Consider the following 22,682-nt stretch of genomic DNA (forward strand, 5'->3'; position numbering starts at 1 on the left):
CGACAGTCGTGTTGAAGAAATCGGTCACTCCGCGGCCTCCGCGAATGTCTCGCCATGGACCAGTTCCGCCGAACAGCGCTGCATCGTCGGGGACGCGCGGCAGATGGCGTTGGTCAGATAGAAATCCTGGATCGGATAGCCGGCAAGACTGCCCTGTCCCGCCGCGTCGAGTGCGGGCGGATTCCAGTCGAAGGCGGCAAGCTTGCCCAGGTCGCGCAACGCCGGTACGTCGGTTGCCATCGCCTCGCGCAAGCCGGCGAGGCTGTCGAACGGCAACGTATGGCCGAGCACATCGGACAGGGCGCGGAAGATCGCCCAATCCTCGCGCGCATCGCCCGGCGGGAATACCGCGCGTTCGCCACGCTGCACGCGGCCCTCGAGGTTGACCCAGGTGCCCGACTTTTCGGCATAGGTCGCGGCGGGCAGGATCACGTCGGCGTGATGCGCACCCTTGTCGCCGTGATGGCCGACATAGACCTTAAATCCGCCGAACGCGGAGAAGTCGACCTCATCCGCGCCGAGGTAGAAGGTGACGCCGGCATTGGCGAGGTCGGCGATGCCGCCCTTTTGCGCATAGCCGAGCATCAGCCCGCCCATCCGGCTGGCGGCCATATGCACGACGTTGAAGCCGTTCCAGCCATCACGGACGAGGTTGTACTGCTTGGCGAAGGCGAGCGCGGCGCCATGGCCGCCCTTCAGCGCGCCACCGCCGACGATAACCATCGGCTTCTTCGCCTCGCCGAACAGCGTCGCCGCCGCCTCGGGCAGGTCGCCGAGCAGCGACAGATCGGTACCGAGCCATTCGACCTTGTAGGTCAGCTCCGTCTCGGGACCGATCGCAAAGACCTTCGCGCCCTTCTTGATCGCCTTGCGGATGCGGGTGTTCACCAACGGCGCTTCCCAGCGCAGGTTGGTGCCTACCAGCAGGATCGCGTCGGCCTCTTCGACGCCGGCGATCGTCGTGTTGAAATTCACCGCGGCGAGGCTGGACGTGTCATAGTCCATGCCGGTCTGCCGCCCCTCGAGCAGCGATGAGCCTAGCTTGGCAAGCAGGGCCTTGGCGGCGTACATGGTTTCACAATCGGCCAGATCGCCGGCCACCGCGGCGACATCCGTGCCGGCACGATCGACCTGCGTCTTGATGACGGCAAACGCCTCGTCCCAGCTGACCGGGATCAGCTTGCCCTCGCGGCGCACGTACGGGCGATCGAGGCGACGACGCACCAGCCCATCGACGTGGTGGCGCGTCTTGTCGGTCGCCCACTCCTCGTTGACGTCCTCGTTGATGCGCGGCACGCAGCGCAGCACCTGGCGGCCGCGGCTGTCGAGACGGATGTTCGTGCCGACCGCGTCCTGCACGTCGATCGTCAGCGTCTTCTTCAATTCCCAGGGTCGCGCCTCATAGGCGTAAGGCTTGCTGGTCAGCGCGCCGACCGGGCACAGATCGACGACGTTGCCGCTCAGTTCGCTGGTCACCGCCTGTTCCAGATAGCTGGTGATCTGCATGTCCTCACCGCGATAGATCGCACCGATCTCCTCGACCCCGGCAACCTCTTCGGCGAAGCGCACGCACCGAGTGCACTGGATGCAACGGGTCATGATCGTCTTGACGATCGGGCCCATGTATTTTTCGGTGACCGCGCGCTTGTTCTCGGTGTAGCGGCTATGGCCCTTGCCATAGGCCATCGACTGGTCCTGCAGGTCGCACTCGCCGCCCTGATCGCAGATCGGGCAATCCAGCGGATGGTTGATGAGCAGGAATTCCATCACGCCTTCGCGCGCGTTCTTCACCATCGCCGAGGTGGTGAACACTTCCTGATTGTCCGCGGCGGGCAGCGCGCACGACGCCTGCGGCTTCGGCGGTCCCGGCTTCACCTCGACGAGGCACATGCGGCAATTGCCCGCGATCGACAGGCGTTCGTGATAGCAGAAGCGCGGGATTTCCTTGCCCGCGGCCTCGCACGCCTGGAGCACGGTGGCTCCCTGCGGCACTTCGACCTTGATCCCGTCTACCTTAAGCTTGGGCATTATTCAGCAGCTTCCTGCATCGGCGTCAGATCGCCGCCGCTCCGTTCGATGATGCGCCGCTCCAGTTCGGGGCGGAAATGCTTGATGAGGCCCTGGATCGGCCATGCCGCAGCATCGCCGAGCGCGCAGATCGTGTGACCTTCGACCTGCTTGGTGACCTGTTGCAGCGTGTCGATCTCGGCGATGTCGGCATCGCCGGTGCGCAGCCGCTCCATCACGCGCCACATCCAGCCGGTGCCTTCGCGGCACGGCGTGCACTGGCCGCAGCTCTCATGCTTGTAAAAATAGGAGATGCGGCTGATCGCGCGGACGATGTCGGTCGACTTGTCCATGACGATCACCGCCGCGGTGCCAAGGCCCGACCCGACCGCCTTCAGCCCGTCGAAGTCCATCGGCGCATCGATGATGTCGCGGGCCGGCACCAGCGGCACCGACGACCCGCCCGGGATCACCGCGAGGAGGTTGTCCCAGCCGCCGCGGATGCCGCCGCAATGCGTTTCGATCAGTTCGCGGAAAGTGAGGCCCATCGCGTCCTCGACGACGCACGGTTTGTTCACATGGCCGCTGATCTGGTAGAGCTTGGTGCCCTTGTTGTTCTCGCGCCCGAAGCTCGAGAACCACGACGCGCCACGCCGCAGGATCGTCGGCGCTACGGCGATGCTTTCGACGTTGTTGACCGTCGTTGGGCACCCATACAGCCCCGCACCCGCCGGGAACGGGGGCTTCAGGCGCGGCTGGCCCTTCTTACCCTCAAGGCTCTCGAGCATCGCGGTCTCTTCGCCGCAGATGTACGCGCCGGCGCCGCGGTGGACGAAGACGTCGAAATCGTAGCCCGAGCCGCTGGCGTTCTTGCCGATCAGACCGCGATCGTACGCCTCCGCGACCGCGGCGAACAGCGTCTCCGCCTCGCGGATATATTCGCCGCGAATGTAGATATAGGCCGCCCGCGCGCGCATCGCGTAACCGGCGATCAGTGCGCCCTCGATCAGCTTGTGCGGATCGTGGCGGATAATCTCGCGGTCCTTGCAAGAACCGGGTTCGGATTCATCGGCGTTGATGACCAGGAAGTTCGGCCGGTCCGGCTTCGGCTCCTTGGGCATGAACGACCATTTGGTCCCCGTGGGGAAGCCGGCGCCACCACGGCCACGCAGGCCGCTCGCCTTGATGACGTCGATGATAGCGTCCTGGCCGAGCGCCATCAGCGCCTTGGTATTGTCCCAGTCGCCACGCTTAAGCGCCGCGTCCAGGTTCCACGGCTGGAACCCGTAGACGTTGGTGAAGATGCGATCCTTGTCGGCTAGCATCAGGCCCACTCGCTCCGGTAATCGTGGTTGGCGTCGACCATCGCGGTCAGCGTCGTCGGACCGCCTTCGGGGCAGCTTGTCTGGCGACCGATCGTCGAGCCGGTCCGGGGCTGTTCGCCCCTGGCTAGCGCTTCGAGCACCGCGACGGTGCGGTCATAGTCCAGGTCTTCGTAATTGTCGTCGTTGATCTGGACCATCGGCGCATTGGCGCAGGTGCCGAGGCATTCGACCTCGGTCAGCGTGAACATGCCATCGGGCGTCGTGCCCCCCTTCACCAACCCGCGGTTCTTGCAGGCGGCCAGCACGTCGTCGGAGCCGCGCAGCATGCACGGCGTCGTCCCGCAAACCTGCACGTGATAGCGGCCGACCGGCGCGAGGTTGAACATCGTGTAGAAGGTCGCGACCTCGAACACGCGCATGTACGGCACGCCGATCTGACGCGCGACGAATTCGATCACCGGCACGGGCAACCAACCCTGCGTCTGCGTTTCCGCCCCCACCTGCCGCTGGGCGAGATCGAGGAACGGAATCGATGCCGACTGCTCGCGACCCTTCGGGTAGCGCGACAGGATCTCGTTCGCCTTGCGCTGGTTGTCTTCGTTCCAGGCGAAGCCGCCCCAGCGTGCGCGGGTTTCTGCCTCGTCGGGGATTTGCGGTGCTTCAGCCATCAATTCGAACCCATGAAGAAACCGAGCCGATAGCTCGCGCCATATGCCAGGAACCCTCCCGCCGCGACGATCAGCAGCGCTGCGCCGATCCACATATGCTTTCGCAGGAACGTCACCGATCGCACTCGCCGAACACGATATCCATCGCCCCGAGGATCGCGGTCGTGTCCGCCAGCATGTGACCCCTGGACATGAAGTCCATCGCCTGAAGGTGGCTGAACGCGGTCGGCCGGATCTTGCAGCGATAGGGCTTGTTCGAACCGTCGGAGACCAGGAACACCCCGAACTCGCCCTTGGGGCTTTCGGTCGCGACATACACTTCGCCCGCGGGTACATGATAGCCCTCGGTATAGAGCTTGAAGTGATGGATCAGCGCTTCCATCGACTGCTTCATCTCGGCGCGCTTGGGCGGCACGACCTTGCGGTCGGTCGAGGCGATCGGGCCTTCGGGCATTTCGGCCAGGCATTGCTTCATGATCCGGGCCGATTGGCGCACCTCTTCGACGCGCACCATGAAGCGGTCGTAGCAGTCGCCGCGCGTGCCGACCGGAACGTCGAAGTCCATGCGGTCGTAGACGTCATAGGGCTGCGACTTGCGCAGATCCCACGGGATGCCGGCAGCGCGGATCATCGGGCCGGAGAAGCCCCAGGCGATCGCGTCCTCGCGGCTGACCGTCGCGATATCGACGTTGCGCTGCTTGAAGATGCGATTGTCGGCGACGAGGCTGATCGCATCCTCGAACAAGCGCGGCAATCGCGTGTCCAGCCAGTCGGCGATATCGGTCAGCAGCTTCAGCGGCACATCCTGGTGGACGCCGCCCGGACGGAAGTAATTGTGGTGCATGCGCGCGCCGGAGGCCCGCTCGAAGAAATTGTAGCAATCCTCGCGAATCTCGAAGAGCCACAGGTTCGGCGTCATCGCGCCGACGTCCATCACGTGGCTACCGAGGTTGAGCATGTGGTTCGAGATGCGGGTGAGCTCGGCGAAGAAGACGCGCAGATACTGGGCGCGGACCGGCACCTCGATATCCAGCAGCTTTTCGATCGCGAGCACGAACGTGTGCTCCATGCACATCGGCGAGCAGTAATCGAGGCGATCGAAATAGGGGATCGCCTGCGCATAGGTCTTGGCTTCGATCAGCTTCTCGGTGCCGCGGTGGAGAAGGCCAACGTGCGGATCGATCCGCTCGATGATCTCGCCGTCCAGCTCCATGACCAGCCGCAACACGCCATGCGCCGCGGGGTGCTGCGGACCGAAATTGATCGTATAATTGGAGATGGTGACGTCGCCGGTCGTGGGATCGCCCGCATCGGTGACGTGCATCAGCTCGTCGACATAGTCGCTCACTGGTTCTGTCCTCCACCCTTGGTCGGCACGACGTCCGAATCCGTAGGCTTGTCCTCGCGCTGGTTGCCGGGGTCGAGTTCGCCGGCACCGGTCTGCGCGGGGGTCTCGGTGGTCTTGGGCTCGTTCGTCGCGGTCGCCGCCTTCGGCTTGGCAGGTGCGTCGGCCTTGACGATCTCGTCCGCCTTCAGCGGCGTCGGCGCACCCTTGGCCTCGGGCAGCATACCCTTCTCGTCGCCGGGAAGGACGTATTGCGCGCCCTCCCACGGGCTCTGGAAGTCGAAGTTGCGGAAATCCTGCGCGAGCTTGACCGGCTCGTAGATCACGCGCTTGGCTTCTTCCGAATAGCGCATTTCGACGAACCCGGTCATCGGGAAGTCCTTGCGCAGCGGATGGCCGCGGAAGCCATAATCGGTCAGGATGCGGCGCAGATCGGCATTGCCGGAGAACAATACGCCGTACAGGTCGTAGACCTCGCGCTCCAGCCAACCGGCGACCGGCCAGATGCCCGTCACCGACGGCACAGGCTTCACGTCGTCGGTCGCGACGTGGACGTGCAGGCGATGGTTGCGGGTCAGCGAGAGCAGGCAATAGACCACCTCGAAGCGCTCCGGGCGCTCCGGATAGTCGACGCCGGCGATCTCCATCAGCTGCTGGTATTCGAGGCCCGGCGTGTCGCGCAACTTGGTCAACGCGGCGACGATATCCTCGCGCGCGACATAGAGCGCGACCTCGCCAACCTGATCGACCGCGTCGAGCAGCGATGCACCGAGCGTGATGCGCGCCGCTCCGATCGTTTCGTCGTTCAGATGCGCCGCATAGGCGGGAGCAGGCGCCCTCACCGTTCGATGCTCCCCTGACGGCGGATCTTACGCTGCAGCTGCATGATGCCGTACAGCAGCGCTTCCGCGGTCGGCGGACAACCGGGCACGTAGATGTCGACGGGCACGACGCGATCGCAGCCCCGCACGACCGAATAGCTGTAATGGTAATAGCCGCCGCCGTTGGCGCAACTGCCCATCGAGATGACGTATTTCGGCTCCGACATCTGGTCGTAGACCTTGCGGAGCGCCGGCGCCATCTTGTTGCACAGCGTACCGGCGACGATCATCACGTCCGACTGGCGCGGCGACGCGCGCGGCGCGGCCCCGAAGCGCTCGAGGTCGTAGCGCGGCATGTTGACGTGGATCATCTCCACCGCGCAGCATGCCAGGCCGAACGTCATCCACCACAGGGACCCGGTACGCGCCCACTGGAACAATTCCTCGGTCGAGGTGACCAGGAAGCCCTTGTCGGTCAGCTCGCCATTCAGACTGTCGAAAAACCCCTGGTCGGGCGCGATCACCGCGCCTTCGGGGTTGTTGACCAATCCGATGGGACCGGAGTGTGCCTCTACTCCCAATCCAACGCTCCCTTCTTCCAGGCATAGACGAGCCCCAGCGCAAGCTCGCCGATGAAGATCATCATGGAGATCCATGCGGTCCAGCCGATGCTGAAAACCGATACTGCCCAAGGATATAGGAAGGCGGCTTCGAGATCGAATATGATGAACAGGATGGCGATCAGATAGAACCGCACGTCGAACTGGCTGCGCGGATCCTCAAACGCGGGGAAACCACATTCATATTCGGACAGCTTCTGCTCGCTCGGCTTGTTCGTGCCGGTCAGCCTGGCGACGACCATGGGCAGGAACACAAACGTGCTCGACAGCGCCAGGGCGACACCCAGGAACAGCAGGATAGGTAGATATTGCGACAGATCGACCAATGGGCTTCTCGCAAGTGCGAAGGATGTGGGGTCGCTTTAGGCCCGTGGGTTGGCACGGGCAAGGCCGGGAGGGTGTGAGAATCACTCGCAATTGACGAGAGGCGGACGACCCGCGAACGGTTCGCTTACCCGCCGCCGCCTGCTCGCCGGCGCGAACAGCCCAGCCCCCTGCCCAGCGGGATAGAATCGCCGCGTTAGCGCAAGGCCCCCGCCACCAGCTTGTGCAGCTTGACGTGCAGGCCGTCGTTGGCGGCAAGGAATTCATTGCGCTCCATCGCGCGGTCGGCGCCGCGGAAGTCGGTGACATAGCCGCCAGCCTCCTTGACGAGTAGCATGCCCGCCGCGACGTCCCACGGCTTCAGGCCGGATTCCCAATAGCCGTCGAACCGACCGGCAGCGACCCAAGCCAGGTCCAGCGATGCGGCGCCAAAACGGCGGATACCGGCGACCTCGGGGGCGATCGCACCGAAGATGCGGCTCCATTGGACGAAATCGCCGTGGCCCAGGAACGGGATGCCCGTCGCGATCAGCGCTTCCGACAAATCGCGACGTCCCGAAACGCGCAGGCGCTGGTCGGTGAGCCAAGCGCCGCGGCCCTTTTCTGCCCAGAAGCTTTCGTCGGTCAGCGGCTGGTAGACGAGCGCGGTCGTGATCTCGCGCTTCCCGGCCGCGGTCTGTTCCTCGACCGCGATCGAGATGGCGAAATGCGGAATGCCGTGCAGGAAGTTGGACGTGCCATCCAGCGGATCGATGATGAAGCGCGGCTTGTCGGGATCGCCGGCAACCTCGCCGCCCTCTTCCAACAGGAAGCCCCAGTCGGGCCGGGCGCGGCTCAGTTCCTCGTAGAGCGTCTGTTCGGCGCGCTTGTCGGCGATCGACACGAAATCGGCCGGCCCCTTGCGGCTGACCTGGAGGTTCTGGACCTCGTTGAAATCGCGGCGCAGTGCCGTGCCGGCCTTGCGCGCGGCGCGTTCGATGACGGTGAAGAGGCCGGAATGGCTGGGCATTGTGAGGTTCTCTATGCCCCTCTCCGGGCGGGAGAGGGAGGGGCCCGCCGCCATCAGGCGGTGGGAGGGTGAGGTGGGGTGAAGGCCCTGCCCTCATCCCACCTTGCTGCGCTCGGCCGCCCTCTCCCACCGGGAGAGGGATAGGCGGTCAATCCGCGCGGCGAACGTAGGTCTGTTCGTAGACGTCGACGACGATCTTCGTCCCCGCACCGATGTGCGGCGGGACCATGACGCGGACGCCGTTGTCGAGGATCGCGGGCTTGTAGCTGGACGAGGCGGTCTGCCCCTTCACCACCGCGTCGGCCTCGACGATCATCGCCTCGATCGTGCTTGGCAGCTCGACCGAAATCGGCTTTTCGTCATACAGTTCGAGCACGACGTCCATACCATCCTGCAGGAACGCCGCGGCATCGCCGAGGATACCTGCGTCGAGCGTGATCTGTTCGTAATTGTCCTTGTCCATGAACGTCAGCGCATCGCCGTCGCGGAACAGGAACTGGAAATCCTTGGTATCGAGGCGGACGCGCTCGACGCTTTCGGCGGAGCGGAAGCGGACGTTGTTCTTGCGACCGTCGATCAGGTTCTTCAGCTCGACCTGCATGTACGCGCCGCCCTTGCCGGGCTGCGTGTGCTGAATCTTGACGGCGCGCCAGATGCCGCCCTCATATTCGATGATGTTGCCGGGACGGATGTCCACGCCGCTGATCTTCATGGTCTGAACCTGCTGGAAAGAGCGATTGCGGCACGCGGAGTACGCGCGCCATGGTGCGGCGGCTTTACCGCGTGGGGGCCGCGGCGGCAAGCATCGGGTATGGATTGACGTCCTCGCCCTGATACCAGCGCTGGTCCGGCTGCATGCGCTGCATGCCGAAATGAAGGTGATAATTGCCCTCCCCGGCGTCACCGGTGTCGCCGACATAGGCGATTGATTGACCGGCGCGGACCGCCTGCCCCTCCGCCAGTCCTGGTGTGTACCCCGCCAGATGAGCATAATAATAAATCCAGCGGCGGTCGGGCGAGCGGATGTAGACGGTGATGCCACCCAGGCCGGATCGGAACAGCTTTTCCACGCGCCCCGCAGCCGCTGCGACGACGGCGGTGCCGCCGGGAGCGGGAATGTCGGTGCCGTGATGCCCGCGCGATCCGCCGCCGCGCGGGTCGTTCCAGCTATCCGCGATCGCGGATGGTCTCACTCCTGCGACCGGTACGACCAGCTGTCCGGGTCGCTCCGGTGCCGGCTCTGCATCCGGCGCGCTGGCCGCGACGGCGACGCGCGAGGTGCGTCGTTCGGTGCTGCCGAAGCTCGTCATTGACAGAAAGGCACCGGCCACGACCACGACAACCGCCAGGATGATCCAGCCGAGACGGCTCATCGCTTCGACTCCGCGACCTCGATCTTCGGCATCGGCCGCGCAGAGCGGAGGGCTGTGAGATGCGTCGCGCCGATCACGCCTTGAACACGGCCTTCGTGCCCGGCTTCACCATCTGCGCCAACCGGGCCGCATCCCAATTGGTCAGGCGGATGCACCCATGACTTTCGGTGCGGCCGATCAGTTCCGGATGCGGGGTGCCGTGGATGCCGTAATGCTCCTTGGACAGGTCCAGCCAGACCACGCCGACCGGGCCGTTCGGCCCCGGCGGCAGCATCTCCTTCTCATCGCCCTTCTTCGCATCCCAGAACAGCGCCGGATTATAGTGGAATTTGGGATTGTAGTCGGCACCGTAGATCTTCCACGTGCCCAGCGGCAGCGGGTCGTGCGACGATCCCATCGTCGCGCTGAACTGCGCGATCAACCGGTCATTCTTGTCCAGGACGCGGAGGACGCTGTCGGACTTGTCGACGACGATATGATCGGCGACCGGCTGGTTCGCATCGACGTTCAGCATGTTCAGCGTCTGCCGCCAGTGATCGGGTAGCTTGGGATCATAATCGCGCGACGCGGGCAGCGCGTTGGGGACGACGATGGTGTTGCCAACCTTCAATCGCGTCGTCGGCGAATTCAGCGCGATCAGCACGGCGGGCTGGGTGTGGAACATCTCCGCCAGCTTCTCCATCGGCGTCGCATAGCCGATCGTGGGCAACTTGGCCTGTTCGCCGTAATCCTTGGGCAACGGGTTGAAATAGGGTCCGGCAAGCGCCTCTCGCGTCAGGGTGAAGCGGGCGGTCGGGCGTTTGGCGCGATAGGGGTAGAGCGCGCGGAGCGTCGCCGCGTCGGGCTTGCCGGTAATCGCCAGGCCCTTGGCTTCCTGGAAACCCTTCAGCGCGGCGGTGAGCGATTGGCCGCCCTTGCCGTCGAGCACGCCGGGTCCGAACCCGAGCGAATCGAGGATGACCTGCACATGCAGGATATTGCGATCGATCGGCTGCGGTGCCTGTGCACTGGCCGGCACGACGAGCGCGGCGCTCGCGAGGAATGCCGTTGCGAAGAGCGCTTTCATCTGCCGTATCCCTTTACCGTTACGCTTGCGCAGTGAACGGTTCGGGACGCGTTGGGTTGCCGCGCATCTTGGTGCAGGCGCTATCTCAGCGCTTCAGCACCTCGGTAAAGGCTTGAATCGCCGCGGCTTCACCGCCGCCCCAGACGGCGCCTGACACCGCGAGAAAGTCCGCACCCGCGGCGACCAGCGGCGGCGCATTGGCCGGTGTGATGCCGCCGATCGCGACACTTGGGATCTCGAACATCGTCGCCCACCACGACAGGATCGACGGATCGGGCTGATGCTCGACCGTCTTGGTCGTGGTGGGATAGAAGGCACCGAAGGCAACGTAATCGGCGCTGCCCTCGCCCGCTTCCATCGCCAGATGGCGGCTGTCGTGACAGGTCACGCCGATCTGCGCAGTCGGCCCGAGCGCGTCGCGCGCCTCCCGCGGATCGCCGTCGCCTTGGCCGAGATGGACGCCGTCCGCCCCCAGCCGCTTCGCGAGCGCGATGCTGTCGTTGACGATGAAGGCGACTTCGCGATCCGCGCACAGCCGCTGCAACGGCTCGGCGAGCTTGGCGGCGACGTGCTGGTCGACATCCTTTATCCGCATCTGGAATGCGGCGACCGGCCCGGCGTCGAGCGCGCGCGCCAACCGGTCGGGAAAGCCGCCGGTCACGTCGAGCGGCGAGATCAGATAGAGCTGGCAGGGCGGCCGGCGGTCGTCGCGGCGGAAGTGCGCCGCGAAATCGGGATCGAGGGGGCCAAGCGGATCGTCTTCGGTCATGCCAGCGCCCCTACATGGAACACCGCCCCGGCGAAAGCCGGAGCGGTGCGGGTCGGATGCGTCAGGCTGCCTCGCCCTTGTAGATCGCGATGATCTTGGCCAGCATCTCGAGCGCATCCTCGCGGCTGCGCTGGAAGGTATTGCGGCCGATGATCGAACCGTTGCCGCCGCCCGCCAGAATGTCGCGCGCGTCCTGGTACACCGCGTCGCTGCCCTTGGCCGCGCCGCCTGAGAAGACGACGATCCGGCGGCCGGCGAAGCTCGACTGGACGACGTGGCGGACGCGATCCGCCTGGTTCGACCAGTCGGTGCCCTCATACGCCTTCTTGGCATCCGCCTGCTCGATATGCGCGATCGGCAGCTTCACCTTGATGATATGCGCCCCGAGCAGCGCCGCCATGTGCGCGGCATAGGCGCCGACGTCGAGCGCCAACTCGCCATCCTTCGACAGCTTGCCGCCACGCGGATAGCTCCAGATGACGGTGGCGATACCGACCGACTTCGCCTCTTCGGACAGCTCGCGGATTTCTTCCATCTGTTCGAAAATGCCGTCCGACCCCGGATAGATGGTGAAGCCGATCGCGGCACAACCGAGGCGCAGCGCATCGCCGACGCTGGCGGTCACCGCCTGATCAATGCTCGTCGCCCAGCTGTTCGAGCTGTTGACCTTGAGGATCGTCGGGATTTGACCGGCGAAGGTATCCGCGCCCGCTTCGAGCGGTCCCAGGGGAGCGGCATAGGCGCTGAGCCCGGCATCGATCGCGATCTGATAGTGGTAGTGCGGATCATAGGCGGGCGGGTTGATCGCGAAGCTGCGCGCCGGCCCGTGCTCGAAGCCCTGGTCGACCGGCAGGATGACGAGCTTGCCGGTGCCGCCAAGCTTGCCCTGCATCAGGATACGGGCAAGGTTCGCCTTCACCGCGGGGCTGGTGGCTTCGTATTTGTCGAGGATCGCTTTGACGGCGGGGGTGGTGGTGGTGGTCATCGTTCGGCTCCTTGGGGAATATCGGTCAGAGCATCAGCCAGCGCCGCAGCGCCTGGTCGATCTGCTCCATGCGGGTGGGGCTGGCGTGGCCGATCACCGCGGTGATGCGGGTGCGGGCAACGCTGGTGATCCGGTCGACCTGCACCTCGCATTCGGCAGTCAGGCCATTGTGTTCGCGCGGCGACATGGCGACGCGAAACAGCGCCTCGCCGCCCATCACGCTGGTCAGCGGGCAGATGGTGATCGTCGCGTGGGTGTCGTTGAACAGGTCGGACTGCACAACGACGCAGGGGCGCGCCGGCGCGCCGTCGGGGCCGTCCACCAATACGATGCCGCCATGCTTCACTTCCACGCGGCGGCATCCTGCCAAAAGGCGGCATCGGTGGCGGCGTCGCGGCCCGAGGCGCGGGTCGACTGACGACGCGCCTCGCGGCGATATGCCTCGTCATGCAAGTCGACATAGCGGCGAACGGCCTCTCGCGCGATGTCGCTCTTGCTGCGACCCTGGGTGCGCGCGACGGCGGCGAGCCGCTCTTCCAATTCGCTGTCGAGTCGCACTCCGAGCATGCCGGCTCCTGTTTAACGCGTTTAACATACGAGCGCGGCCGCGCCGGATCAACCGCTTACGTGCGTGGATTGACGCGGACGCTACGACGCGGTTTTCTGCTGCCGGGGGAGACCATCATGCATCTGTTCCGTGTCGCCATCGCCGCAGCCCTGATCGCGACCTCGGCCGCTGCGCCGCCGCCGGCCGAGAGCGGGCTGGTCGGCAAGCCCGCGCCCGATTTCGAGCTGGCGCTGGCGGATGGCGGCAAGGTCAAGCTATCGGAGCTACGTGGGCAGGTCGTCGTGCTCAATTTCTGGGCGACGTGGTGCGGGCCATGCCGGCAGGAGCTGCCGCTGCTCGACAATTATTATCGGATGACCCAGAAACATGGGCTGCGCGTGTTCGCGATCGCGACCGAGGATTCGGTGCCGGCCTATCGGATGAAGCCGCTGTTCGCAGCGCTGGCGATCACGCCCGCCAGGCGGATCCGTGGCAAATATCCGCTGATCGGCAATGCCGTGCCGACCAACTATATCATCGATCGCGCCGGCGTCGTCCGTTACGCCAAAGCGGCGGCGCTGGGGCTGGACGATCTTAACGCCAATCTGGTGCCGCTGCTGCGCGAAGCGGCACCGTCCTGAGCCATCACCCCATCAGCGCCGCGACGCCGGGCAGGTCCTTGCCCTCCATCCATTCCAGGAAGGCGCCGCCCGCGGTCGAGACGAAGGTGAAACGGTCGGCGACGCCAGCCTGGTTGAGCGCGGCGACGGTATCGCCGCCACCCGCGACCGAGACGAGCGATCCATCCTGCGTCAGCGCAGCGGCCGTCCGCGCGAGGCTGACGGTGGCGACGTCGAACGGCGGTGTTTCGAATGCGCCCATCGGGCCATTCCACACGAGGGTGCGGCAGTTCTTCAACACGTCGCCCAGCGCCTCCACCGCACTCGGACCGACGTCCAAGATCATCTCGTCCGCGGCGACTTCGTGGACGTTGACGGTGCGCACCGGCGGATTGGCGCGGAATTCCTTCGCCACCACGACGTCATAGGGCAGATGGACCGTGCAATTCGCCTTGTCCGCCGCTTCCAGGATCGCGTCCGCCGTGTCGGTCAGGTCGTGTTCACACAGCGACTTGCCGACGTTCACCCCACGCGCGGCGAGGAAGGTGTTGGCCATGCCGCCGCCGATGATCAGGTGATCGACGCGGGTGACGAGATGCTTGAGCACGTCGAGCTTGGTCGACACCTTGGCGCCGCCGACGACCGCGGCGACAGGATGCTCGGGCTGGCCCAGCGCCTTCTCCAGCGCGTCGAGTTCGGCTTCCATCGCCCGCCCGGCATAGGCCGGCAACGCCCTGGCCAGCCCCTCGGTAGAGGCGTGGGCGCGGTGCGCGGCAGAGAAGGCATCGTTGACGTACAAGTCGCCCAATTTGGCAAAACGATCAACGACTTGCGGATCGTTCTTTTCCTCGCCGCCAAAGAAGCGGGTGTTTTCCAATATGGCGATGTCGCCGGGCTGCATCGTCCCGACGGCGGCCTCGTCGCCCTCCCAGTCGATGTAGCGGACCTCGCGACCCAGCACGTGGCTGTACGGCCTCGTCAGCATCGCCAGTGACATATCGGGGTTCGGTACCCCCTTCGGGCGACCGAAATGCGCCAGGATAAGGACGATCGCGCCGCGATCGGCGAGCTCGGTGACCGTCGGCAGCGTCGCGCGCAGACGGGTGTCGTCGGTGACCGCGCCATCGGCCATCGGCACGTTGAGGTCTTCGCGGACCAGCACGCGCTTGCCGCTGATCTCACCCATATCGTCGAGCGTCTTGAAGGGCTTGGCCACGTCATCTTCCTTCATGTGTGAAGTATCCGGTACGGATGGTCACCGTATCGCCCACGGCGATACGACCGGGAACCCTCACGCGCGTACACGCTCCGCCGCGCCAGTCGGGTGTCAACGCCGCCTTCAGCCCGGCAGCGACCGTCTCCATGCGGCTGCACGGATCGCATTCGACGGTGACCTCGAATTCCGCATCGCCGATCGCGATGCGCGTGCCGGGCAGCTGCGGAATATCGATGCCGTCGAGCAGCAGGTTGACGCGGCGTTCCTGCCAGGGGATCGCATGACCCAGTTCGGCCATCGCCGCGTCCCAGTCGACCCGCTCCATCATCGTCACCTGTCGCTTGCCGCGACCGCCGGGTTTCACCGCGCCGCGGAAGTCGCCGTGCAATCCGCCGTCCAGCGTCACGTCGACCGCCGCGAGCAATTCCATCGGCGCCTTTGAAAAGGCATGCCGGGCGATGCCGACCAGCACGCCCATCCGCTTAAAGGAAGCTCGCCATCACGGTCGCGGTGTCGACCATGCGGTTCGAGAAGCCCCATTCGTTGTCGTACCAGCTGACGACCCGCACCAGCTTGCCGTCGAGCACCGCCGTTTCCAGGCTGTCCACGGTCGAGGATTGCGGCGAATGCATCAGGTCGATCGATACGAGCGGTTCGTCCGAATAGACCAGCACGCCCTTCAGCGGGCCGTCTTCCGATGCGGCCTTGAGGATCGCGTTCACCTCGTCGCGGGTCGTGTCGCGCTTCGGCGTGAAGGTCAGGTCGATCAGGCTGACGTCCGGCACCGGCACGCGGATCGCCGACCCGTCCAGCTTGCCCTTCAGTTCGGGCAGCACCTCGCCGACCGCGCGCGCGGCACCGGTCGTGGTGGGGATCATCGACATCGCGGCGGCACGGGCGCGGCGCAGGTCCGGGTGGATCTGATCGAGGATCTTCTGATCGTTGGTATAGGCGTGGACGGTCGTCATCAGGCCGCGTTCGATGCCGATCGCATCGTTCAGCACCTTGGCGACCGGCGCCAGGCAGTTGGTGGTGCACGACGCGTTCGACACGATCGTGTGGTCGGCGGTCAGCTTGTCATGATTGACGCCATAGACCACGGTCAGGTCGACGCCCTTGCCGGGAGCCGAGATGAGCACCTTCTTCGCACCCGCGTCGATATGCTTCTGGCAGGCGACATTGTCGGTGAAGAAGCCAGTGCATTCCAGCACCAGGTCGACGCCGAGTTCCTTGTGCGGCAGGTTGGCGGGATCGCGTTCGGCGGTGACGCGGATGCGCTTGCCGTCGATGACCAGATCGTTGCCCTCGGCGACGACGGTACCGGGATATTTGCCGTGGACGCTGTCGCGGCTGAACAGCCAGGCGTTCGATTTGGCATCGGCCAGGTCGTTGATCGCGACGAGTTCGAGATCGCCGGAACCCCGCTCGATGATCGCGCGCGCCACGAGGCGCCCAATGCGTCCGAAGCCGTTGATCGCAACCTTCACCGTCATTGGTCTCTCCTCGCGTGGGTCAGCGTGCGCGACGGATTGGGGCCGCGCCGGGCGGGCAAGCCTTTGCGAGGGGGGACCCGTTCTGTCAACCGCGGCCTTCAATTGTTGGCTTCCCGCGCCGAGACGATGGCGGCATCCGGTTTGCCGTCTTGCCGGTCACCGACCGCGGGCCTACGTCGTTGACATGGTTGACACCCCCAACGCCGTCGAACGGATCGACGCTGCGATCGCCCGCATCGAAACCGCGATCGACGCCCGCGCCAGGGCGGGTGATGCGCTGGCCCGACGTCACGCGGCGCTGAAGGCGCGCATGGCGGAAGCGGTCAGCGCGCTCGACGACGTCATCGCCCGCGGCACGGCGTCCTGATGGCCAACGTCACCTTGCCGATCGGCGGGCGCCCGTACACCGTCGCCTGCCGCGATGGCGAAGAGGCGCGGTTGCAGAAGCTGGGCGGGATGATCGAGGAACGCTGGCCGGCCGCGTTGCGGGCTGCAGCAGGGGTTCCGGGGGAACGCGCGATGCTGTTCGTGGCACTGATGCTCGCCGACGACCTTGAGGAGATCGAGCAGCGACCGCCCGAGGGTGCGGCGGTCAGCGAACCGGCGCTCGCACGTATCGCGGACCGGCTGGAGGCGCTGGCCGACGCGCTGGAGGTAAGCCCGGCGTCCGGCTGACGATCCCGCGATCCGACAACACCGCCAGAGCCTGGCCGTGGCCCTACATCCACGCATCAACAAACCAGCGATGGCCCATTGCCAGCGGCGGTAGCACATCCTAAATTGGCGGTGGCGGGTTCTGCCCGGTACGAGCCTTACTTTATCCCTGAGGCTATTCATCATCCAAGGGGGCTGTCCCTGCCCGGACCCTGGTCCGACGCACATGGTCCCCACCTGACGTTAACAGGCGTCGGCGGATACTTTGGCACACGGCCACGGCGGTCCCGCCACCCGTCCCTCTCCTCCCGCATGCGATTCGGAGCGATGACCGACAAGATCGCCCTTCGCGCCCGCATGCGGGCCGCACGAGACGGGATGACCCGCAACGCCGCAATCTGGCCGACGGACGCCTTCCTGTCGGCACTCGTCCGCCAGCCCGTGGTGGCAAGCTACATCCCGATCGGCAGCGAAGCCGATCCCGGCTATTTCGCCGCCGCCGCACGCGATGCGGGCTGCACGATCGTCCTGCCCCATGTGACGACGAAGGCGGCACCGTTTCGCTTCCTGGCATGGGACGCGGCCGAGCCTCTCGTCGCCGGACCGTTCGGGTTGCAGCAGCCCCCCGCCGGCGCCGTCGAGGTACGGCCGGACATCATCCTGACGCCCTTGCTGGGCTTCGATCGGGCGGGCAACCGGCTGGGGCAAGGTGCCGGCCATTACGACCGTGCCTTTGCCGCGCATCCGGATGCCTGGCGGATCGGAATAGCATGGGCGGTGCAGCAGGTCGCGACGCTCGTTCCCGATCCCTGGGACGTCGCCCTTCACGCCATCGCCACCGAATCAGACTGGATCGTCCCATGACCCCTTCGTGGCGCAAGCCTGCCGGCATGTTCATCATCCTGGCGCTGATCCTGATCTGGTGCATCGGGATCGTCAGCGCATCCAGTGTCATCGGCGCATGGCCGTGGTGGTTGCAGGCGCCGTTCTACCTGATCGCGGGCATCGTCTGGATCATGCCGCTGAAGCCGCTGCTGCTGTGGATGGAGACCGGGCGCTGGCGATGATGCGCTGGCGGTGATGCGGCGCGGATAAGGAGGATGTTTCGGATATCCACCGGCACGACCGGTGGCGCGAGTGACGGGGCTCGAACCCGCGACCTCCGGCGTGACAGGCCGGCGCTCTAACCAACTGAGCTACACCCGCTGAAAGCGGTCGGAATGCGACCTTCGCCGATCCGGCGATGCGCTATTCCCGCATGTTCCGATTAGCTTGTCCCGCTTCCCCGAAAGGGAAGTGGCGCGAGTGACGGGGCTCGAACCCGCGACCTCCGGCGTGACAGGCCGGCGCTCTAACCAACTGAGCTACACCCGCTGAAAGCGTTGAGGCGCGCCAACTAGGCGAGGGCATCGGGGGTGTCAACGGCCTATTCGCCATCCCCGTCGTTTCGGCGGCGGCGCTCGCGCTCCTGCTGCACGAGGGTGCCGTGTTCGAACAGGAAACCGGCGATGTCCGGCTTGCCTGCGGCCCCGAGCACGGTCTGGATGATGATGAGCAGCGGCACCGCCAGCAGCGCCCCCGCCGTCCCCCACACCCAGCCCCAGAAGCTGATCGAAATAAGGATCATCAGCGGGCTGATCGTCAGGCGGTGACCGACGATCAGCGGTGTGATCGCATTCGCCTCCACCAGGTGGCAGCCGATCATCACCGCCGGCGGCAGCATCGCCACCCAGATGTCGGTGAAGGTCATCATGCCGCCGATCGCCAGCAGGAACATGGCGATGATCGGCCCGAAATAGGGGATGTAGTTGAGCAGCGCGACGATCCCGCCCCACATCAGCGGCGATGGCATGCCGATGAAATACAGCGCCCCCGCCACCACCGCACCGAGCGTCAGGTTGATGACCGTGATCGTGCCCAGATACGCGGACACGTCGTCGACCACGTCCTGGATCACCCGCGCAGTCGCCATCGCGCCGTCGAAGCTGGTCCGCCCGGTGATCGTCTTGCGCCGCATCCCGCTCCAGCCCGAGAGGAAGAAGAAGACGATGAGGATGCCGAAGAAGAACTGGACGATGACCGTCGGCGCAGAGGTCGCCGCGAGTTCCAGGATCGAGCTGGGCGGGGCGACCGCGGCGGTCGGCGACTGGCGTACCGGCGTCGAGGCGATCTGCCGGAACATCTTGTTCACCGACTTTTCGAGCGTCGAATAGAGGTCGAGCAGCGGGGACAGATTGTGCTGGATCCGGCTGATCCTGCTGGGCAGCAGCTGGAAGAAGTCGGTGGCCGGCACGACGATCGCCGCGATCGCGATATTGGCGATGATGAGGAACACGAGCACGCAGAACAGCGCGGCGAGTGCCGAGGGGATGCGTCGCCGTTCCAGCCATTCCAGCACCGGTACCAGCGCGATCGCGATGACCAGCGCCGCGGTGAGCGGCATGAAGAATTCCGCACCCGATTTCAGCGCGAACGGCGTGCCCAGCGCCAGGCCGATACCCGAGATGAGCGTAAAGGCGGCGAGCAGCCGGTCGCGGCGGAGCGCGATGCGGCCAATTTCCGATCGCGTACCGGGCAGCAACGGCGCACCCAATGCCACCTGTTCCTCAGAAGAGATCGGGGGCGCGCTGGAAGCGGAAGCGGGATCGTCGGCCATCCCCATGCTCTAGCGTATTTTCGCGCCCCGCCACCCTGCTTCTTTCAGGCGGATCAGACCGTCATCGGGACATGGTCGGCGAACAGCGCTTTCAGGTCCTTTTTCAGGATCTTGCCGTTGGCATTGCGTGGCAGCGGTTCGGACAGGAAACGGATCGCGACCGGCACCTTGAATCCCGCCAGCCGCTCGCGCACGAACGCCTGCAATTCCGCCTCGCTCGCCTCGCACCCCGGACAGAGGTGGACGATCGCCGCGGGCTCCTCGCCCAGCGTGCGATGCGGCACGCCGACCAGCGCCGCGTCCGTCACCGACGGATGCGCGTACAGCACGTTCTCCACCTCGATCGAATAGATGTTCTCGCCGCCCCGGATCACGATGTCCTTGGCGCGATCGGCGATGAACAGGAACCCTTCCTCGTCGATCCGCGCGAGGTCGCCGGTGCGGACCCATCCATGGATGAAGGTGGCGGCGGTGGCTTCCGGCTTGTTCCAATAGCCGCTGACGATCATCGGCCCGCGCGCCCACAGTTCGCCGATCGCGTTCGCCGGCAGCACGGTGACGCCGTCCCTGCCCCGCACTTCGATATCCGCCGTCGCGACGGGTGCGCCGGCGCTGTCGGGGCGGTTGAGGTAATCCTCGCCGCCATGCTGCGTCACCGTCGCGGTGGTTTCCGTCATGCCCCAGCCGTTGCCGGGCAGCGCGCCGAATTCCTCATGGATGCGCCGCACCAGTTCGGGCGCGGAGGGCGCGCCGCCATAGGCAATCGTATCGAGCGACGAGAGGTCGTAGCGGGCGCGATCGGGATGTTCGAGCAGCTGCCAGGCGATCGTCGGCACCCCGCCGGTCATGTTGACCTTTTCGCGCTCGATGATCTCCAGCGCGCGGGTCGCATCCCATTTGCGCAGGAAGACCATCGTCGATCCGCTGGCGATCGAACCCATCATGCCGGCCGAACAGGCGGTGACATGGAACATCGGGATGACGGTGAGCGATACCCGCGGCGTCGGCTCGGGCGGCGTCTCGCCCCGCCGCAGGTAGGATCGCGCGGCGGTATAGCCGCTCGACATGATGTTGGTCATGAAGTTGCGATGGCTGCCGAGCGCACCCTTGGGCGCACCGGTCGTGCCGCTGGTGTAGAAGATCGTCGCCTCGTCGTCGGGGGCGATGTCCGCCGCCGGCAATGCCGCATCGGCCAGCGCGGGCCATGCGGCCGGCGTTCCGATCACCTCTTCCAGCCGCTCGACACCCGCGGCCAGCGGCGTCGTGGCCCGCGCGACGATCACCCGCTCGAGGTCAGGCAGGCCGGCGTATACCGCCTCAAGCCTGCCATGCCGCTCGCCGTCGACGATCAGCACCCGTGCGCCGGAATCGCGCAGGCCATAGTCCAGCTCCGCACCGGTCCACCAGGCGTTCAGCGGCACCATGATCGCACCGATCGATACGGCGGCGAAGAAGGCGACCGGCCATTCGGGCAGGTTGCGCATCGCCAGCGCGACCCGGTCGCCCTTGCCGATACCCAGCGATACCAGATGCGCGGCGAGCGCGGCGGCGGCACGGTAATGCGCCTCGTAGCCGACCCGTTCATCCTCGTAGATCACGAACACACGGTCGGCATGCGCCCGGCTCGCCTCCAGCAGGAAGCGCATCGTGGGCGGTGCGTTCTTCCAGACGCGCGTCGCGATGCCGTGGATCTCTACCTCCGCCATCTCGAACCTGGCGCCGGGCGCGGTGAGCAGCGACTGCACCAGCGGCAGCGACATCGCCGGCCACGAGGGCGGCAGGGCCACGATCGGTTCGCTTGCCAAGATCAGCTTCCTCTCTCACCTGTCCGGCGCGGGCCGTCGAAAACCCGCGTTTCGATGAAAGGTTATAGTTGATTCCGCTGCCGCTCAAGGCAATAGAAGATGAAAGTTAGAAACTGAGGTATGGCAGAGGATGACGACCATCGACGCGAGCACCCTCGGCTTCGACGCCGGCCGTCTGGCCGCGATCGACCAATTCCTGAAAGCACGCTATCTCGACACCGGGCTGTTGCCCAACGCACAATTGCTGATCGCCCGCGACGGCGAGATCGCCCACCTCTCGCACCAGGGCGCGGAACGCGAGGGCGGCGAGGATATCGGCGATGCATCGCTATTCCGGATCGCGAGCATGACCAAGCCGATCACCTCGATCGCGTTCATGATGCTGGTCGAGGAGGGCAAGGTCGCGGTCGATACACCGGTCCACCACGTCCTGCCCGAATTCAAGGGCCTCGGCGTCTATAACGGCGGCGGCGGGGGCGTCCCCTTCCTCACGCGGCCGACCGCCGAACCGATGCGGATGCTCGACCTGTTACGGCACACGTCGGGTCTGACCTATGGCTTCCAGAACCGCTCGAACGTTGATGCCGCCTATCGCGAATCGAAGATGGAGAGCTGGCACGGCAACCTCGACCTTGATGGCTTCATCGCTGCCCTGGGCCAACTGCCGCTGGAGTTTTCGCCGGGCGAGGGCTGGAATTATTCGGTGTCCACGGACGTACTGGGCGCGGTGGTCGAGTGCGTATCGGGGCAGACGCTCGACGTGTTCTTCCGGACCCGCATCTTCGCCCCGCTCGGCATGCACGACACCTTCTTCGAGGTACCCGCCGACAAGATCGATCGACTGACCGACTGCTATGCGCTGGTCGAGGGCAAGGGCCGCGTGATGTACGATCGCGGCGCGGCGAGCGCCTGGAGCCGGCGACCCAAGCTGCTGTCGGGCGGTGGCGGGCTGGTGTCCAGCGCGCTCGACTATCATCGTTTCTGCCGGATGTGCGAGAATGGCGGGACGCTGGATGGCGCGCGCATCGTCGGCCGGAAGACGATCGACCTGATGACGATGAACCATCTGCCCGGCGGCAAGGACCTCGCCAGCCTGTCGCGATCGCTGTTCAGCGAGACGCAGAACGCCGGCACCGGCTTCGGCCTGGGTTTCGCGGTGACGCAGGATGTCGCGCGGACGATGATCCCCGGATCGCGCGGCGAATATTACTGGGGCGGCATGTTCTCGACCGCCTTCTTCATCGACCCGGTCGAGCGGCTGCACATGGTGTTCATGACGCAGCTGAGCCCCTCGGGCCTCTATCCGATCCGCCGCGAGTTGAAGACGATGATCTACGCCGCGCTGAACTGATCCCCTTTTGACGATACCTGGAGTGTTG

Annotated in this window: 26 protein-coding genes and 2 tRNA genes; 6 read left to right on the plus strand and 22 right to left on the minus strand. The window is 65.6% G+C overall.

The genetic code is table 11. The annotated features are described in order from the left end of the window. Positions 1 to 24: 24 nt before the first annotated feature. The 15 genes from nuoG to GTH33_RS14980 all read right to left on the minus strand — a co-directional run bounded on the left by nuoG (position 25) and on the right by GTH33_RS14980 (position 12,879). A complete protein-coding gene (gene nuoG, locus GTH33_RS14910; protein WP_163959074.1) occupies positions 25 to 2,028 on the minus strand; it encodes an NADH-quinone oxidoreductase subunit NuoG in 2,004 nt (667 codons plus the stop codon). Continuing rightward, entirely contained in the window at positions 2,028 to 3,332 is a 1,305-nt protein-coding gene (gene nuoF / locus GTH33_RS14915) for an NADH-quinone oxidoreductase subunit NuoF (protein WP_163959075.1), read from the minus strand. The genes nuoG and nuoF overlap by 1 nt, the downstream gene beginning before the upstream one ends. Then, entirely contained in the window at positions 3,332 to 4,000 is a 669-nt protein-coding gene (locus tag GTH33_RS14920; protein WP_163959076.1) for a complex I 24 kDa subunit family protein, read from the minus strand. The genes nuoF and GTH33_RS14920 overlap by 1 nt, the downstream gene beginning before the upstream one ends. Before the next feature lie 112 nt (positions 4,001 to 4,112). Continuing rightward, positions 4,113 to 5,324, minus strand: coding sequence for an NADH-quinone oxidoreductase subunit D (locus tag GTH33_RS14925; protein WP_208403998.1), 1,212 nt, complete (start codon positions 5,322 to 5,324; stop codon positions 4,113 to 4,115). A 20-nt stretch (positions 5,325 to 5,344) separates the two neighbouring features. Further along, positions 5,345 to 6,187 carry an NADH-quinone oxidoreductase subunit C gene (locus GTH33_RS14930; protein WP_163959078.1) on the minus strand — a complete coding sequence of 281 codons (843 nt, stop codon included), beginning with the start codon at positions 6,185 to 6,187 and terminating at the stop codon, positions 5,345 to 5,347. Further along, complete coding sequence (locus GTH33_RS14935) at positions 6,184 to 6,747, minus strand: NuoB/complex I 20 kDa subunit family protein (protein ID WP_276508867.1); 564 nt, start codon at positions 6,745 to 6,747, stop codon at positions 6,184 to 6,186. The genes GTH33_RS14930 and GTH33_RS14935 overlap by 4 nt, the downstream gene beginning before the upstream one ends. Then, positions 6,738 to 7,112 carry an NADH-quinone oxidoreductase subunit A gene (locus GTH33_RS14940; protein ID WP_163959079.1) on the minus strand — a complete coding sequence of 125 codons (375 nt, stop codon included), beginning with the start codon at positions 7,110 to 7,112 and terminating at the stop codon, positions 6,738 to 6,740. Before GTH33_RS14940 ends, GTH33_RS14935 begins: the two co-directional genes overlap by 10 nt. Positions 7,113 to 7,306: 194 nt before the next feature. Further along, complete coding sequence (locus GTH33_RS14945) at positions 7,307 to 8,119, minus strand: inositol monophosphatase family protein (RefSeq protein WP_163959080.1); 813 nt, start codon at positions 8,117 to 8,119, stop codon at positions 7,307 to 7,309. A gap of 148 nt (positions 8,120 to 8,267) precedes the next feature. Further along, a complete protein-coding gene (gene efp, locus GTH33_RS14950; protein ID WP_163959081.1) occupies positions 8,268 to 8,831 on the minus strand; it encodes an elongation factor P in 564 nt (187 codons plus the stop codon). Positions 8,832 to 8,895: 64 nt separating this feature from the next. Beyond that, the gene (locus GTH33_RS14955; protein WP_163959082.1) at positions 8,896 to 9,492 is read right to left on the minus strand and encodes a M23 family metallopeptidase; all 597 of its coding nucleotides are present in this window, start codon (positions 9,490 to 9,492) and stop codon (positions 8,896 to 8,898) included. Positions 9,493 to 9,565: 73 nt separating this feature from the next. Then, complete coding sequence (locus GTH33_RS14960; RefSeq protein ID WP_163959083.1) at positions 9,566 to 10,558, minus strand: L,D-transpeptidase family protein; 993 nt, start codon at positions 10,556 to 10,558, stop codon at positions 9,566 to 9,568. An 85-nt stretch (positions 10,559 to 10,643) separates the two neighbouring features. Further along, the gene (gene thiE / locus GTH33_RS14965) at positions 10,644 to 11,327 is read right to left on the minus strand and encodes a thiamine phosphate synthase (RefSeq protein WP_163959084.1); all 684 of its coding nucleotides are present in this window, start codon (positions 11,325 to 11,327) and stop codon (positions 10,644 to 10,646) included. A 61-nt stretch (positions 11,328 to 11,388) separates the two neighbouring features. Beyond that, on the minus strand, positions 11,389 to 12,312 hold the full coding sequence (locus tag GTH33_RS14970) for a class I fructose-bisphosphate aldolase (protein ID WP_163959085.1): 924 nt from the start codon (positions 12,310 to 12,312) through the stop codon (positions 11,389 to 11,391). A gap of 25 nt (positions 12,313 to 12,337) precedes the next feature. After that, positions 12,338 to 12,664, minus strand: a complete 327-nt coding sequence (locus GTH33_RS14975; protein ID WP_212592671.1) for a type II toxin-antitoxin system PemK/MazF family toxin — start codon at positions 12,662 to 12,664, stop codon at positions 12,338 to 12,340. Then, positions 12,655 to 12,879: a ribbon-helix-helix protein, CopG family gene (locus tag GTH33_RS14980; protein ID WP_208403967.1), complete on the minus strand. Its 225-nt coding sequence runs from the start codon at positions 12,877 to 12,879 to the stop codon at positions 12,655 to 12,657. Before GTH33_RS14980 ends, GTH33_RS14975 begins: the two co-directional genes overlap by 10 nt. Positions 12,880 to 12,996: 117 nt before the next feature. Between GTH33_RS14980 and GTH33_RS14985 the strand changes: the two genes are divergently transcribed. Continuing rightward, positions 12,997 to 13,500, plus strand: a complete 504-nt coding sequence (locus GTH33_RS14985) for a TlpA family protein disulfide reductase (protein WP_163959086.1) — start codon at positions 12,997 to 12,999, stop codon at positions 13,498 to 13,500. 4 nt (positions 13,501 to 13,504) lie between these two features. Here the strand turns inward: GTH33_RS14985 and GTH33_RS14990 are convergent, their stop codons facing one another. From GTH33_RS14990 to gap, 3 genes are read right to left on the minus strand one after another with little or no spacing between them, the layout of a single operon-like run. Beyond that, on the minus strand, positions 13,505 to 14,710 hold the full coding sequence (locus GTH33_RS14990; protein WP_163959087.1) for a phosphoglycerate kinase: 1,206 nt from the start codon (positions 14,708 to 14,710) through the stop codon (positions 13,505 to 13,507). Further along, the gene (locus tag GTH33_RS14995) at positions 14,697 to 15,173 is read right to left on the minus strand and encodes an MOSC domain-containing protein (RefSeq protein WP_163959088.1); all 477 of its coding nucleotides are present in this window, start codon (positions 15,171 to 15,173) and stop codon (positions 14,697 to 14,699) included. The genes GTH33_RS14990 and GTH33_RS14995 overlap by 14 nt, the downstream gene beginning before the upstream one ends. Positions 15,174 to 15,177: 4 nt before the next feature. Next, positions 15,178 to 16,188 (minus strand): type I glyceraldehyde-3-phosphate dehydrogenase, encoded by a 1,011-nt coding sequence (gene gap / locus GTH33_RS15000; RefSeq protein ID WP_163959089.1) that lies wholly within the window; start codon positions 16,186 to 16,188, stop codon positions 15,178 to 15,180. A 184-nt stretch (positions 16,189 to 16,372) separates the two neighbouring features. On the opposite strand from gap, the gene GTH33_RS15005 reads away from it, so the two are divergent. The 4 genes from GTH33_RS15005 (at position 16,373) to GTH33_RS15020 (ending at position 17,909) form a co-directional block, all read left to right on the plus strand. Continuing rightward, positions 16,373 to 16,555, plus strand: a complete 183-nt coding sequence (locus GTH33_RS15005) for a hypothetical protein (protein ID WP_163959090.1) — start codon at positions 16,373 to 16,375, stop codon at positions 16,553 to 16,555. After that, positions 16,555 to 16,863 carry a cell division protein ZapA gene (locus tag GTH33_RS15010; protein ID WP_163959091.1) on the plus strand — a complete coding sequence of 103 codons (309 nt, stop codon included), beginning with the start codon at positions 16,555 to 16,557 and terminating at the stop codon, positions 16,861 to 16,863. Before GTH33_RS15005 ends, GTH33_RS15010 begins: the two co-directional genes overlap by 1 nt. A 306-nt stretch (positions 16,864 to 17,169) precedes the next feature. Next, the gene (locus GTH33_RS15015) at positions 17,170 to 17,706 is read left to right on the plus strand and encodes a 5-formyltetrahydrofolate cyclo-ligase (RefSeq protein ID WP_163959092.1); all 537 of its coding nucleotides are present in this window, start codon (positions 17,170 to 17,172) and stop codon (positions 17,704 to 17,706) included. Beyond that, positions 17,703 to 17,909, plus strand: coding sequence for a DUF2842 domain-containing protein (locus tag GTH33_RS15020; protein WP_163959093.1), 207 nt, complete (start codon positions 17,703 to 17,705; stop codon positions 17,907 to 17,909). The genes GTH33_RS15015 and GTH33_RS15020 overlap by 4 nt, the downstream gene beginning before the upstream one ends. Before the next feature lie 62 nt (positions 17,910 to 17,971). Here the strand turns inward: GTH33_RS15020 and GTH33_RS15025 are convergent. The 4 genes from GTH33_RS15025 to GTH33_RS15040 all read right to left on the minus strand — a co-directional run bounded on the left by GTH33_RS15025 (position 17,972) and on the right by GTH33_RS15040 (position 21,258). Then, a tRNA-Asp gene (locus tag GTH33_RS15025) sits at positions 17,972 to 18,048 on the minus strand. 91 nt (positions 18,049 to 18,139) lie between these two features. After that, positions 18,140 to 18,216, minus strand: a tRNA-Asp gene (locus GTH33_RS15030). Between the two features lie 52 nt (positions 18,217 to 18,268). Further along, positions 18,269 to 19,498 (minus strand): AI-2E family transporter, encoded by a 1,230-nt coding sequence (locus tag GTH33_RS15035; RefSeq protein ID WP_163959094.1) that lies wholly within the window; start codon positions 19,496 to 19,498, stop codon positions 18,269 to 18,271. A gap of 53 nt (positions 19,499 to 19,551) precedes the next feature. Further along, positions 19,552 to 21,258: a class I adenylate-forming enzyme family protein gene (locus tag GTH33_RS15040; protein ID WP_163960110.1), complete on the minus strand. Its 1,707-nt coding sequence runs from the start codon at positions 21,256 to 21,258 to the stop codon at positions 19,552 to 19,554. A 175-nt stretch (positions 21,259 to 21,433) separates the two neighbouring features. Between GTH33_RS15040 and GTH33_RS15045 the strand changes: the two genes are divergently transcribed. Further along, positions 21,434 to 22,654, plus strand: coding sequence for a serine hydrolase domain-containing protein (locus GTH33_RS15045; protein ID WP_163959095.1), 1,221 nt, complete (start codon positions 21,434 to 21,436; stop codon positions 22,652 to 22,654). Positions 22,655 to 22,682: the final 28 nt, after the last annotated feature.

This window comes from Sphingomonas insulae, from assembly GCF_010450875.1.
In the GTDB taxonomy this organism is placed as follows: Bacteria; Pseudomonadota; Alphaproteobacteria; order Sphingomonadales; family Sphingomonadaceae; genus Sphingomonas; species Sphingomonas insulae.